Origin of the sequence: Microbacterium sp. NFH-22A-Y (genome assembly GCF_021401375.1) — a bacterium.
In the GTDB taxonomy this organism is placed as follows: Bacteria; Actinomycetota; Actinomycetes; order Actinomycetales; family Microbacteriaceae; genus Microbacterium; species Microbacterium hominis.
This window is the reverse complement of the sequence record NZ_JACBGF010000001.1, coordinates 334,648-346,979: the sequence shown is the minus strand read 5'-3', so window position 1 is coordinate 346,979 and position 12,332 is coordinate 334,648. Positions and strand designations below refer to the sequence as shown.

Sequence of the window (12,332 nt, the reverse complement as noted above, 5' to 3'; positions counted from 1 at the left end):
CCATGGTGCCGTTCGACAACCTCCTGGCGTTCACGCTGGCCGCCCTCGTCCTGATCCTCATCCCGGGCCCGGCGGTGCTCTTCTCCGTCGGTCGCACCCTCGCACTGGGACGCACCGGCGGGCTGCTGAGCGTCGCCGGGGTGAGCCTCGCGCTCATCCCGATCGTCGCGCTCGTCGCCGTCGGGGTGGGCGGTGTCGTGGCGCAGTCGGTGGTGCTGTTCACGGTGCTGAAGATCGCGGGCTCGCTGTACCTCGTGTACCTCGGCATCCAGGCCATCCGTCACCGCAAGGATGCCGCGAGCGCTCCCGATCCGACCCGGCTGCCCACCGGCCACGGCCGGCAGCTCTGGCAGGGCTTCGTCGTCGGCATCACCAACCCGAAGACCATCGCCTTCTTCGTCGCCGTCCTCCCGCAGTTCGTCGACCTGCACGCCGGATCGGTGCCGCTGCAGCTCATGGAGCTGGGCGTCGTGTTCGCCGTCCTCGCCCTCGTCTCCGACTCGATCTGGGTGCTCGCCGCCGCCGCGGCGCGCGCCTGGTTCGCCCGCTCGCCGAAGCGCATCGAGAGACTGACGGCGACGGGCGGTGGGCTCATGATCGGCCTGGGCGGCATCCTGCTGGTGACGGGCCCGAAGCACTGACGGATCCGGGGACAATGGAGGGGTGACTCCTCCCCCTTCGCGCCGCCGGATCGTCTTCATCGACATCGACGGGACCATCCTCGAACACGGGGCACGGATGTCCCCCTCCACGCCGGTCGCCATCGCGACCGCCCGCGCGAACGGCCACCTCGTCTACCTCTGCACGGGACGATCGGCCGGCGACATCAACCCCCGCGTCCGCGAGATCGAGGTGGACGGCGCCATCACCAACGGCGGAGCGTTCGCCGTGCGCGGCGACGAGCAGATCGTGGCCCACCTCATGCCCCGTCCGCTCGTGGACCGGATGGTCGCCTACTTCGAGGAGCAGGGCGCGCACTACTTCCTGCAGACCGATCGCAGCGTCTACGTGAGCCCCGGCGTGCTCGAGCACGCGCAGCGCTTCCTGCGCGCCCACCCGCCGGTCGACCCGCGCGGCGAGCACGCGGCGGAGACGGAGGATCTGGCCCTGCTGAACCACTACCGTCCGCTCGACGAGGTCGACCTCGACACGGTCGTGAAGGCGACGTTCCTCAGCACCGCGAGCGACACCTTGTCGCGCGCGGCCGAACAGCTCGGCGACGAGTTCCACGTCATCCCGGGATCGATCCCGCTGCCCGGGGGCTCGAACGGCGAGATCTGCCAGCAGGGCGTCAACAAGGGCGCGGCGATCCTCGAGGTGCTGGAGGTGCTCGGCATGGATGCCGCGGACGCGGTCGGCATCGGTGACAGCTGGAACGACGTCGAGATGTTCCAGGTCGTGGGCACCGCCGTCGCGATGGGCGGCGCCGATCCCGAGCTGCAGGCGATGGCCGATCTGGTCACCACCGGCGTGCTCGAGGACGGGGTCGGCAACGCGCTGGCCCGCCTCGGCTTGATCTGACCGGGGTCGCTCTCCCCCGGTCGTTGAGCGAGGAGCGCAGCGACGAGTCGAAACGCAGAGGAGCGCAGCGACGAGTCGAAACGCAGAGCTCAGAGGAAGATGTCGGGGAACAGCTCGTCGTCGGGCGTGCCCGGTGTCGCCGCGTAGCGGGAGAAGTCCGTCACCCCGGCCTCCCGCAGCACCTGCTCGACGATGAGCGTCTGACCGGTGCGCTCACGCGCCGGGCGGATCAGCACCTCGTACGCGGCGTCGGCGTAGACCTCGGGCGTGCGGCTGACCTTCATCATCCGGTCGCCGCCGAGCGCGAACTGCACGGCCGCCGTCGCGATCGTCGTCTCGGGCCACAGGGTGTTCGCCGCGATGCCGTCGCGCGCGAACTCCGCGGCGATCCCCAGCGTGGCCATCGTCATGCCGTACTTCGCCAGCGTGTAGCCGGTGTGAGCGCCCAGCCAGCGCGGCGTGATGTTCAGCGGCGGCGACAGCGACAGGATGTGCGGGTTCTCGGCATCCTTGAGGATCGGCACCGCCGCACGGCTGAGCATGAACGTGCCGCGGACGTTGACGTCCTGCATGAGGTCGTACTTCTTGGCGGCGAGCTCGATCGACCCCGACAGGTCGATGACCGACGCGTTGTTGACGACGATGTCGATGCCGCCGAACTCCCCCTGCGTCTTCAGGACGGCGGCCGTGATGTCGTCGTCGTTGCGCACGTCGCCGACGATCGGCAGCGCCCGACCGCCCGCGGCCTCGATCGCCTCGGCGGCCGAGTGGACCGTGCCCTCGAGCTTCGGATGCGGGGTGTCGGTCTTGGCCAGGAGGGCGATGTTCGCGCCGTCGCGGGCGGCACGCAGCGCGATCGCGAGGCCGATGCCGCGGCTGCCGCCGGACATGAGGATGGTCTTGCCGGCCAGTGTCATGCGTGTCCCCTGTCGTGCGTGGTCTTGGCGGAGGCCGCGGCGAACGCGGCCACGCGCGCTGCGGCATCCGGGGTGTCGAAGCTCGCGCCGATGGTGCGCGCCTCATCGTCGAGGTTGTCGGCGAAGGGGCGGCGCGCGCCGGCGCGCACGAGCCGCTTGGCCTGTCCGAAGGCGGCGGTCGCGCCGTCGAGCCAGAGGCGCGCGATCTGCTCGGCGCGGGCGGCCGGGTCGTCCGCGACCTCGGTGACCAGCCCCCACTCCAGCGCCGTCGCGGCGTCGATGGTCAGGTCGTCGAGGAGCATCCGCAACGCGCGGGTCTGCCCGATCGCCGCCGGCAGCAGCGTCGAGACGCCGAGGTCGGGGGTGAGGCCGATGTTCGCGTACTTGCTGACGAAGCGGGCACGGTCGCCGGCGACGATGTAGTCGGCGGTCAGCATGAGCCCGAGTCCGCCGCCGGCGACGGCGCCCTGCACCGCCGCGACGATCGGGATCCCGGACTCGACGAAGGTGCGGATGCCGTCGTGGATCACGTGCGCCATCGCGGTGATGTCGGCGCCGCTCGAGCCGGAGGCGGCCATCTCGACGACATCGCCGCCCGCGCAGAACGCCGGGCCCGCGGCATCCAGGAGCACGGCGCCGACCGACGGGTCCGCCGTGATCTCGTGGGCGAGGTCGCGCCAGCGCGTGCCCATCTCGAAGCCCATCGCGTTCAGCGATGCGGGCCGGTTGAACGTGAGCCGCGCGAGCGCGCCGTCGCGGGTGTGGATGATCGAGGCGGTCATTTCGGCGCCATCCGGATCGCGCCGTCGAGGCGGATGGTCTCGCCGTTGAGGTAGCCGTTGCGGATGATCTCCGCGACGAGGCTCGCGTACTCGTCGGGCCGTCCGAGGCGGGCGGGGTAGGGCACCTGCTGACCGAGGCTCTGCTGCGCCGCCTCGGGCAGGCCCGCGAGCATGGGCGTCTCCATGATGCCGGGGGCGATCGTGACGACGCGGATGCCGTGGCGCGCGAGCTCGCGGGCGATCGGCAGCGTCATGGCGTGCACACCGCCCTTGCTCGCGGAGTAGGCGGGCTGGCCGATCTGCCCGTCGAAGGCCGCCACCGAGGCGGTGTTGACGATGACGCCGCGATCGCCGCCGTCGGTGGGCTCCGTCGTCGCGATGGCGGCGGAGGCCTGCGCGATCACGTTGTAGGTGCCGATGAGGTTGACGCGCACGATACGCTCGAAGTGGGCGAGGTCGGTGGGGAGGCCGTCGCGGTCGAGCACCTTGGCGGGTGGGGCGATGCCGGCGCAGTTGACGACGACCCGCAGCGGCCCCTGCGCGGCGGCCGTCTCGACGGCGGCGGCGATCTGCGTCGGGTCGGTGACGTCGGCCGCCACGAAGGTGCCGCCGAGTTCCGCGGCCCGCTCGGCGCCGGCAGAGGCGCCGAGATCGACGATCACGACGTGGGCGCCGGCGTCGCTCAGACGGCGGGCGGTGGCGAGGCCGAGGCCGCTGGCCCCGCCGGTGACGAGCGCGGATGCGCCGGCGATGTCCATGGATTCTCCTTCGAAGTCCGGGCCGCTCCCGTCGCTCAGCGACGGGAGGCGCTACTGAGTGCCAGCATACGCGGTACCAGGTTTCAGCACGCTCTCTCAGTGCGCTCGGAGGATCTCCCCCAGCCGCGCCAACAGCTCGTCGGGACGGGCGAGCAGCACGCGTGCCTCCGGCGCGGCGACCAGGTGATCGACGAGGCGCCGGGCCACCGCGGCATCCCGCCGCCGATAGCCGGAGAGGTAGTGCGGCGTCGCTCGCCACTCCAGGACCGCCCCGTCGTCGGTGGTGACCCGGACGGGAAAAGTCGGCGTCTCGGCGATCTCTCCCGACGCGCCGCCGAAGATGCCCTCGATCAGCGGCACGAGGGTGTCGCCGAGCGCGGGATGCGGCCACCACGTCATCGGCACCTCGGCGACGACCGCCCGCACCTGCGCCCAGGGCACGAAGCCCGCGGGCGCGTCGCCGAGCGCGGGCTGCAGGCCGTCGGCGCGCAAGCGGACATGGCGGGCCGCGGCATCCCCGAGGGCGACAGCCGGCCCGTCGGCGTCGTCGAGAGCGGTGAGCACGCCGACACGGCGGGCGACAGAGGTGGGCACAGCCCATCTCACCACGGACGCCGCGGCGGGCGCGAGAGGCAGGATGGATGCCGTGCCGAGCGCCTGCGGTTCTCCCGCGACCTCGGGAACGCGACCTGACCGCCCCGTACGCGCCGATACGCGAAATCGGGGCCGCATGCGGTGGTGGAGCCTCACGAGAGGCGACCGCATACGACCCCGATCGGGCTATCGCGCTGAGCGAGATCAGTTCACGTCGGCGTCCACCCAGTCCATCGACTTCGTGACGGCCTTCTTCCACAGTCGCAGCTGGCGCTCGCGCTCGGCGACGTCGTCGTTCGGCGTCCAGCGCTTGTCCTCCTGCCAGTTCGCCCGCAGCTCGTCGAGGTCGTTCCAGAACCCCACGGCGAGCCCGGCGGCGTACGCGGCGCCCAGCGCGGTCGTCTCGGCGACGACGGGACGCACGACCGGGACGCCCAGGATGTCCGCCTGGAACTGCATGAGCGTGTCGTTGGCGATCATGCCGCCGTCGACCTTGAGCTCCGTGAGGTCGACGCCGGAGTCGGCGTTGACGGCATCCAGCACCTCGCGCGTCTGGAAGGCGGTCGCCTCCAGGGCGGCGCGGGCGATGTGGTTGCGGTTCGCGAAGCGGGTGAGGCCGACGATGGCGCCACGGGCGTCGGGACGCCAGTAGGGCGCGAACAGGCCCGAGAAGGCGGGCACGAAGTACACGCCGCCGTTGTCCTCCACCTTCGCGGCGAGCTCCTCCACCTCGGGCGCGGACGAGATGATGCCCAGCTGGTCGCGCAGCCACTGGATCAGCGAGCCGGTGACGGCGATCGATCCCTCGAGGGCGTAGTGGGCCGGCTCGTCGCCCAGCTTGTAGCCGACGGTGGTGAGCAGTCCGTTCTCCGACTTCACGATCTCGGTCCCCGTCTGGAAGATGAGGAAGTTGCCCGTGCCGTAGGTGTTCTTGCTCTCGCCCGCGTCGAAGGCCGCCTGGCCGAACGTCGCCGCCTGCTGGTCGCCGAGGATGCCGGCGACGGGGGTCTCCCGCAGCAGCGACGTGTCGCGCGCCTCGCCGTAGACCTCGCTGGAGGAACGGATCTCCGGCATCATCGAGCGCGGCACCCCGAAGTCGGCGAGGATGTCGTCGCGCCATGCGAGCGTCTTCAGGTCCATGAACAGCGTCCGGGAGGCGTTGGTCACATCCGTCGCGTGCACGCCGCCGTCGGCACCGCCGGTGAGGTTCCACAGCACCCAGGTGTCGGTCGTGCCGAAGATGAGGTCGCCCGCCTCGGCCTTCTCGCGCGCGCCCTCCACGTTCTCGAGGATCCACACGATCTTGGTGCCCGAGAAGTAGGTCGCCAGCGGCAGGCCGACGATGTCCTTGTACCGGTCGACGCCGGCGTCGCCGGCGATCCGGTCGACGATCGGCTGGGTGCGGGTGTCCTGCCACACGATCGCGTTGTAGACGGGAATGCCGGTGTTCTTGTCCCACACGACGGCGGTCTCGCGCTGGTTGGTGATGCCCACCGCGGCGATGTCGTGACGCGTCAGGTTGGCGCGACCGAGGGCGATGCCGATGACCTCGCGCATGTTGTCGCGGATCTCGATCGGGTCGTGCTCGACCCAACCGGCGCGCGGCATGATCTGCTCGTGCTCCTTCTGGCCGACGGAGACGATCGAGCCCTTCTTGTCGAAGACGATGGCGCGGCTGGAGGTCGTGCCCTGGTCGAGGGCGATGATGTACTCACTCATGAGGTGACGTCCTTGTCTGGGTGTGGATGGGGATCAGGCGTGGGCGAGGTGGAGCAGGACCGGAGCGGCGAGCGCGGCAAGCGTACCGCCGACGAGCGGACCGACGACGGGGACCCACGCGTAGGACCAGTCGCTGGAGCCCTTGCCCTTGATCGGCAGCACCGCGTGCGCGATGCGGGGGCCGAGGTCGCGGGCGGGGTTGATGGCGTACCCGGTGGGGCCGCCGAGGGAGGCGCCGATGCCGACCACGAGGAGCGCGACGGGCACGGCGGTCAGCGGGCCGAGGGCGCCGGGGACGCCGATCTGGACGTCGCCGTAGTCGGCGAACGCGAAGATGACGAACACGAGGACGAAGGTGCCGATGATCTCGGTGATGAGGTTCCAGCCGTAGGAGCGGATCGCGGGGCCGGTGGAGAAGACGCCGAGCTTGGTCGCCGCGTCGGGCTCCTCGTCGAAGTGCTGGCGGTAGGCGAGCCAGCACAGCACCGCGCCGATGAACGCGCCGACCAGCTGGGCGGCGATGGCGACGAAGAACTGCGCGACGCCGATCTTCCCCCCGATCAGCAGGGCGATCGAGACGGCGGGGTTCAGCTGCGCGCCGGAGTAGGACGAGACGAGGACACCGGCGAAGACCGCCAGACCCCAGCCCCAGTTGATCATCAGGGTGCCGCCGCCGAATCCCTTGGATTTTGCGAGGATGACGTTGGCGACCACGCCACCGCCGAGCAGGAGCAGCATCGCCGTCCCGACGAGCTCTGACACGAAGTAGAGCCCGAGATTGATGTCGTGCATGTCAGCATTGACCTTTCTGCATGGATGCCGCGGGCGACGTCGCCGCGCGAGGGATGGCCTGATCGGTTGCCGGCGTCAGGCCGCGCCGGGGCTGGGCGGTCGGATCCTCACCGACCCGAGGGGGCGAGGTGGGACGTGCGGACGTCGATGCGATGGCGCTCCTGCAGCACGCGGGCCGCCTCGTCGACCTGCGCCCGCACGGCCTCGCCGTCCCAGCCGAGGGCCGGGGCGGCCGCCTCCGCGACCTCGGTGAGGGTCTCCACGCCCACCCCGCCGACGAAGGCGATGTGGGTGCGGCGCAGCAGGAGGTCGATGAGGCTCACGACCTCTTCGCGGCCGGCGAGGAAGGCGATCTCCTCGGCGGAGTAGCCGGGTGCGTGTTCGAGGGGGCGCTGCGCGACCGGGAGCGTGCCGAGCACCTCGGAGGCGTACGTGCCGTAGCGCTCCAGCATCCGGTCGGCGAAGGCGCTCGTGTGCGCTCCGCGGTGCGCGTCGAGCCAGCGCGCCCGATCCGCCTCGGTGCGCGGGTAGCCCGCTCCCCCGCCGATCGGCAGGTCGAGCGTCGAGATGCGGCGCGTGCGGCCGAGGGCCGTCATCACGTCGTCGGACAGGTGCTCGGCGAGGGCCCGGAACGTGGTCCACTTGCCGCCGACGAGGCTGAGCACCGGCACGGCGCCGAGACGCGACAGCTCGATGCGGTAGTCGCGCGAGACGAAGCCCGGTGCGACGTCGTCGTGGCGGGGCAGGGGACGGATGCCGGAGAAGGTGTACACGATCTGCGACCGGTCCACCGCGATCCGGGGGAACACCTGGCCGATGAGGTCGAAGAAGTACTCGATCTCCTCGTCGGTGCAGACGGTGGGCTGGGCGGGGTCCGCATCGATGTCGGTCGTGCCGACCATGACGCGGCCCTTGAGCGGGTAGATCAGCACGATGCGGCCGTCGGCGGCCTCGAAGAAGATCTCGTTGCCGCGCGTGGCTTCCAGCAGCGCCGGGTTGTCGAGCACGATGTGCGAGCCCTTCGTCCCGCCCATGAAGCGGGTGGGGGCGCCCAGCGCGCTGTTGGTGATGTCGGTCCAGGGTCCGCTGGTGTTGACGATGACGTCGGCCGTGAACGGGAACTCGTCGCCGGTGAGGGCGTCGCGGATGATCACCGCCGAGCCGTCCGCGCCGACGACGGGGGCGTAGTTCGCCGCCCGTGCCGATTCCTCGCGGGTGCCGTCGCGCAGCACGTCGAGCGCGAGCCGCTCGGGGTCGTGCATCGAGGCGTCGTAGTAGGTCGCGGTGTAGCGGAAGCGGTCGTCGAGGTCGGGGAAGAGCTCGCGGGAGCGCCGGCGCCCGTGGAAGCGGTGACGCGGCACCGCGCCCCCGTCGCGGGAGAAGGTGTCGTACATCACCAGGCCGAGCTTGATCAGCAGCGCCCCGCGCTCGCGCGGCTTGCCGCGGCCGTGGGTGACGAGCAGCCGGAAGGGCGCCGTCAGGATGCCGGAGATCGTGCGGTGGATCGGGATGGTGGTGGGAAGCGGACGCACGAAGTGCGGGGCGTTGCGCACGAGACGGTTGCGCTCGGTGACCGACTCGCGCACGAGGCGGAACTCGCCGTTCTCCAGGTAGCGCACCCCGCCGTGCACCATGTGGCTGGAGGCGGACGATGCGCCGCTGACGTAGTCGTCGCGTTCGACGAGCGCGACGTCGACGCCCTGGAGGGCGAGGTCGCGGAACGTCGCGATGCCGTTGATCCCGCCTCCGATGATGAGGACCTCGGCGTGGGGGCGCTCTCGCAGCGCCTGGATGTTCGGACGGGTGGTCGCCATCGACTCGGTCATCGCTCTTCCTTCCGCGGCTTCGCGTGGTCTCGCCGCGTGTTTTTCACGGTGGTCGCGATCTACACTGAGACCTGGGTGAACGAACGCGCAACGCACGTGAACATACGTGCACCGCGAGGCGTGCTGTGCACGGATGTGCACGACGAGGAGGACACGTGACCGGCGAGATCGATCCCGAGGCGCGGGCGCGCGACGCCCTCCACGCGGCGCAGCTCTACTACGTGCAGGACCGGACGATGGAGCAGATCGCCGCGGAGATGAAGCTGTCGCGATCGTCGGTGTCGCGCCTGCTCGCGCACGCGCGCGAGATCGGGCTCGTGGAGATCACGGTGCACTCGCCCCAGGAGGCCAACAGCGTGGTCGCCCGCCGCCTCGGCGAGCGCTTCGGCATCTCCGTCCACGTCGTCAGCACCCCGCCCCGCTCGACCGACGCCGAGCGCCTCGAGCGCACCGCACGCACGGCGGCGCACGTGCTGTCGACCACCCTCGACCCGCAGACGAGCATCGGCATCGCGTGGGGCGCCACCGTCTCGGCGATCGCCCGCCACCTCCCCACCAAGCGGCTGCAGGAGTCCCAGATCGTGCAGATGAACGGCGCGGCCAACGAGTCGACGTCGGGCATCAGCTACTCCGGCGCCATCCTGGAGCGGTTCGGCCAGGCGTTCGGCAGCGACGTGCAGCAGTTCTCGGTGCCGGCGCTGTTCGACGACCCCCACACCAAGCAGCTGCTCTGGCGGGAGCGCGCGATCCGTCGCGTCGTCGAGGCGCAGGCGCGGGTGCAGGTGTTCGTCTTCGGCCTCGGCTCACCGCAGGCCGACGTGCCCTCGCACGTCTATGCGGGCGGCTACCTCACGGGCGAGGATCTGCGGATGCTCCTGCGCGACGGGGTGGTCGGCGACTGCGCGACGGTCTTCTACCGCCTGGACGGATCGACCTCGGGGATCGAGCTCAACGACCGCTCGAGCGGTCCCGGGTTCGACGTGATCCGCCGCATCCCGCGCCGCCTGTGCGCCGTGTCGAGCCTGTCGAAGCTCGATGCGCTGCGCGGGGCGCTCGCGGCGGGCCTGATCACGGAGCTCGTCGTGGAGGAGGCGCTCGCCCGCCGCATCGTGGAGCTGCCGCACACCGCGGGCCGCGGCTGACTCCGCAGCGACGGGCTAGAGGCTGAAGACGAAGACCCAGGTCCCCGCGAGCACGGCCGCGGTGACGGATGCCGCGGCGATCGCCACGGCGATCAGCAGCAGGACGGCGTCGGCTCCCGACATCCGCGACGGGCGCGCCCACGTGCGGGCCGTGTCGGCGCCGAACCCGCGGGCCTCCATGGCCGTCGCGAGCTTGGTGCCGCGGCGCACGGCGAGGACGAACAGGGCGAAGGCCTGGCTCAGGAAGCGGCGGATGCGGCCGTCATCGGCGACGCCGCGGGCGCGACGGGCCATCGACAGCTCTCGCCAGTCGTCGATCAGGAGGCCGACCATCCGCAGGCCCGCGAGCGCCCCCAGCACGAACCGCGGCGGCAGGCGTACGATCTGGGCGAGCCCGTCGGCGAGGTCGGTCGGATCGGTCGTGGCGAACAGCACGACGCTCGGCACCGCGATCGCGAGGACGCGCAGCAGGATCGCCAGCGACAGCGCGATCGAGCCGTCGCTGATGCGCACGAGCCCCCACTCGAGGTACACCTGACCCGACACGCGGCCGTACAGCACGGTCGCCGCCGCGCCGATGGCCGCCGCCGCGGCGATGGGCCACAGCCGCAGCAGCAGCTGCCGCGCCCGCAACCGCGCCAGCGGCAGCAGCGCGAGGGTCGCCGCGAGGGTGACGCCCGCCGAGACCGGGTCGATCGACAGCAGCAGCGTCATGGTCACCACGAGGGTGGCGGCGAGCTTGGTCACCGGGTTGATGCGCCCCAGGGGACTGCGCGCCACGTCGAGCGAGAACAGGCTCATGCGCCGCTCCCGAGGCGGGCGACGGTCAGGGTCTCGTCGGCGAGCGCGGACACGAGCGCGGGGTCGTGGGAGACGAACGCGATCGCCGAGCCGGCCGCCCTCAGCTCGTCGACGAGGTCGGCGAGCTCGCGCCACGTGCGGGCGTCCTGTCCGTAGGTGGGCTCGTCCAGCAGCAGCACGCGGGGTCTGCTCGCGAGGGTCGCGGCCACCGTGAGCCGCCGCTTCTCGCCGCCGGAGAGCGTGAACGGGTTCACCTCGGCGAGACGGGTCAGCCGCAGCCGTTCGAGCAGCGGCTCCACGCGCGCGGCGACCTCGGACGCGGAGAGCCCGAGGGCGCGGGGGCCCACCGCCAGCTCGTCGCGCACACGCGTGGTCAGCAGCTGATGCTCGGGCTCCTGGAACACCGTGCCGATGCGGGTCAGCAGATCGCGGGCGCGCCAGCGCACGGGCGCGTCGCCGCGCCCCGTGCCGGCCGCGAGCGAGGCGCTCGCGCGCACGGTCCCGGATGCCGGGGGCACGAGCCCCGCGAGGGTCATCGCGAACGTCGACTTCCCGGCCCCGTTCGCCCCGGTGATCGCCAGGGCCCGCCCGGCCCGCAGCCGGGCGTCGATGCCGGCCGCGACGATCCGCGGCATCCGCTCGCCGAACGGGCGCCGGCCCACCGCGACGGCGTCGGCGCTCAGCAGGACCTCCCCCGTGCCCGTGCGCGGCCGGGGGTCGATCACGACGGGGACGTCCGGCACCCAGACGCCCGCCTCGGTCAGGGCCGCGCCGTGCGCGCCGAAGACGCGCTCGGCGCTCCCGTCCGCGAGCACCCCGCCGTCGGATCCGAGCACCACGACGCGGTCGATGTGCTCGGCCCACAGCGCGACGCGGTGCTCCACGACGACGAGCGTGGCGCCCGTCCGCGACGCCGCCTCGACGACCGCGTCGCGCACGGCGACGGCCCCGGCCGGGTCGAGGTTCGCCGTCGGCTCGTCCAGCAGCAGCAGTCCGGGCCGCATCGCGAGGGCGCCGGCGAGCGCGAGCCGCTGCTTCTGTCCGCCGGAGAGGGCGGCGGTCGGGTGGTCGCGCGGCACGTCGAGGCCGACGGCGCGGACGGCCTCGTCGACCCGCCGCCAGATCTCGTCGGCGGGGACGCCGAGGTTCTCGCACGCGAAGGCGACGTCGTCGCCCACCCGGGCGAGCACGACCTGCGCATCGGGATCCTGGAGCACCAGGCCCGCCCGTCCGCGCACCGCGGCGGGCGCGTGGCCGTCGATCAGGAGCGCACCGGCATCCTCACCGTCCTCCGCATCGCCCAGCACGCCGGCCAGCCCGCGCAGCAGCGTCGACTTGCCCGAGCCGCTCGCGCCGAGGAGCAGGACGTGCTGGCCCGGCTCGATGTCGAGGTTGAGCTCCGACACGGCCCAGCGCCGACGGCCGGCGTGACGCCAGCCCCACCCTCGTGCGCTGACCGCCGCGGGCGCCGCGAGCGAGG

12 protein-coding genes are annotated in these 12,332 nt (G+C 72.0%); 3 read left to right on the top strand and 9 right to left on the bottom strand.

The genetic code is table 11. The features are described from left to right. Positions 1 to 2: 2 nt before the first annotated feature. Together L0965_RS01610 and L0965_RS01605 are read left to right on the top strand one after the other, a co-directional pair. Positions 3 to 641, top strand: a complete 639-nt coding sequence (locus tag L0965_RS01610) for a LysE family translocator (protein ID WP_101305423.1) — start codon at positions 3 to 5, stop codon at positions 639 to 641. A gap of 22 nt (positions 642 to 663) precedes the next feature. Beyond that, positions 664 to 1,521, top strand: coding sequence for a Cof-type HAD-IIB family hydrolase (locus L0965_RS01605; protein ID WP_060959292.1), 858 nt, complete (start codon positions 664 to 666; stop codon positions 1,519 to 1,521). 89 nt (positions 1,522 to 1,610) lie between these two features. Here L0965_RS01605 and L0965_RS01600 read toward each other — a convergent pair whose 3' ends face one another. The 7 genes from L0965_RS01600 to L0965_RS01570 form a co-directional block, all read right to left on the bottom strand. Beyond that, positions 1,611 to 2,438, bottom strand: a complete 828-nt coding sequence (locus tag L0965_RS01600; RefSeq protein WP_060959291.1) for an NAD(P)-dependent oxidoreductase — start codon at positions 2,436 to 2,438, stop codon at positions 1,611 to 1,613. Continuing rightward, positions 2,435 to 3,220 carry an enoyl-CoA hydratase/isomerase family protein gene (locus L0965_RS01595; protein ID WP_101305422.1) on the bottom strand — a complete coding sequence of 262 codons (786 nt, stop codon included), beginning with the start codon at positions 3,218 to 3,220 and terminating at the stop codon, positions 2,435 to 2,437. The genes L0965_RS01600 and L0965_RS01595 overlap by 4 nt, the downstream gene beginning before the upstream one ends. Next, a complete protein-coding gene (locus L0965_RS01590) occupies positions 3,217 to 3,978 on the bottom strand; it encodes an SDR family NAD(P)-dependent oxidoreductase (RefSeq protein WP_101305421.1) in 762 nt (253 codons plus the stop codon). Before L0965_RS01590 ends, L0965_RS01595 begins: the two co-directional genes overlap by 4 nt. A 96-nt stretch (positions 3,979 to 4,074) precedes the next feature. Then, the gene (locus L0965_RS01585) at positions 4,075 to 4,572 is read right to left on the bottom strand and encodes a hypothetical protein (RefSeq protein ID WP_101305420.1); all 498 of its coding nucleotides are present in this window, start codon (positions 4,570 to 4,572) and stop codon (positions 4,075 to 4,077) included. Positions 4,573 to 4,776: 204 nt separating this feature from the next. After that, positions 4,777 to 6,291, bottom strand: a complete 1,515-nt coding sequence (gene glpK, locus L0965_RS01580; RefSeq protein ID WP_101305419.1) for a glycerol kinase GlpK — start codon at positions 6,289 to 6,291, stop codon at positions 4,777 to 4,779. Positions 6,292 to 6,324: 33 nt separating this feature from the next. Next, the gene (locus L0965_RS01575; protein WP_060959286.1) at positions 6,325 to 7,083 is read right to left on the bottom strand and encodes an MIP/aquaporin family protein; all 759 of its coding nucleotides are present in this window, start codon (positions 7,081 to 7,083) and stop codon (positions 6,325 to 6,327) included. A 107-nt stretch (positions 7,084 to 7,190) separates the two neighbouring features. Next, the gene (locus tag L0965_RS01570; protein WP_101305418.1) at positions 7,191 to 8,909 is read right to left on the bottom strand and encodes a glycerol-3-phosphate dehydrogenase/oxidase; all 1,719 of its coding nucleotides are present in this window, start codon (positions 8,907 to 8,909) and stop codon (positions 7,191 to 7,193) included. Between the two features lie 155 nt (positions 8,910 to 9,064). Between L0965_RS01570 and L0965_RS01565 the strand changes: the two genes are divergently transcribed. After that, entirely contained in the window at positions 9,065 to 10,051 is a 987-nt protein-coding gene (locus tag L0965_RS01565) for a sugar-binding transcriptional regulator (protein WP_101305417.1), read from the top strand. 15 nt (positions 10,052 to 10,066) lie between these two features. Here L0965_RS01565 and L0965_RS01560 read toward each other — a convergent pair whose 3' ends face one another. Then, positions 10,067 to 10,852: an energy-coupling factor transporter transmembrane protein EcfT gene (locus L0965_RS01560; protein ID WP_101305416.1), complete on the bottom strand. Its 786-nt coding sequence runs from the start codon at positions 10,850 to 10,852 to the stop codon at positions 10,067 to 10,069. Next, entirely contained in the window at positions 10,849 to 12,258 is a 1,410-nt protein-coding gene (locus tag L0965_RS01555; protein WP_101307139.1) for an ABC transporter ATP-binding protein, read from the bottom strand. Before L0965_RS01555 ends, L0965_RS01560 begins: the two co-directional genes overlap by 4 nt. Positions 12,259 to 12,332: the final 74 nt, after the last annotated feature.

What these genes read in the sequence shown, in the direction of transcription:
- L0965_RS01600 (WP_060959291.1), bottom strand. Translation starts at nt 2,438, where the DNA reads ATGACACTGGCCGGCAAGACCATCCTCATGTCCGGCGGCAGCCGCGGC.
- glpK (WP_101305419.1), bottom strand. Translation starts at nt 6,291, where the DNA reads ATGAGTGAGTACATCATCGCCCTCGACCAGGGCACGACCTCCAGCCGC.
- L0965_RS01560 (WP_101305416.1), bottom strand. Translation starts at nt 10,852, where the DNA reads ATGAGCCTGTTCTCGCTCGACGTGGCGCGCAGTCCCCTGGGGCGCATC.
- L0965_RS01595 (WP_101305422.1), bottom strand. Translation starts at nt 3,220, where the DNA reads ATGACCGCCTCGATCATCCACACCCGCGACGGCGCGCTCGCGCGGCTC.
- L0965_RS01610 (WP_101305423.1), top strand. Translation starts at nt 3, where the DNA reads ATGGTGCCGTTCGACAACCTCCTGGCGTTCACGCTGGCCGCCCTCGTC.
- L0965_RS01575 (WP_060959286.1), bottom strand. Translation starts at nt 7,083, where the DNA reads ATGCACGACATCAATCTCGGGCTCTACTTCGTGTCAGAGCTCGTCGGG.
- L0965_RS01590 (WP_101305421.1), bottom strand. Translation starts at nt 3,978, where the DNA reads ATGGACATCGCCGGCGCATCCGCGCTCGTCACCGGCGGGGCCAGCGGC.
- L0965_RS01570 (WP_101305418.1), bottom strand. Translation starts at nt 8,909, where the DNA reads ATGACCGAGTCGATGGCGACCACCCGTCCGAACATCCAGGCGCTGCGA.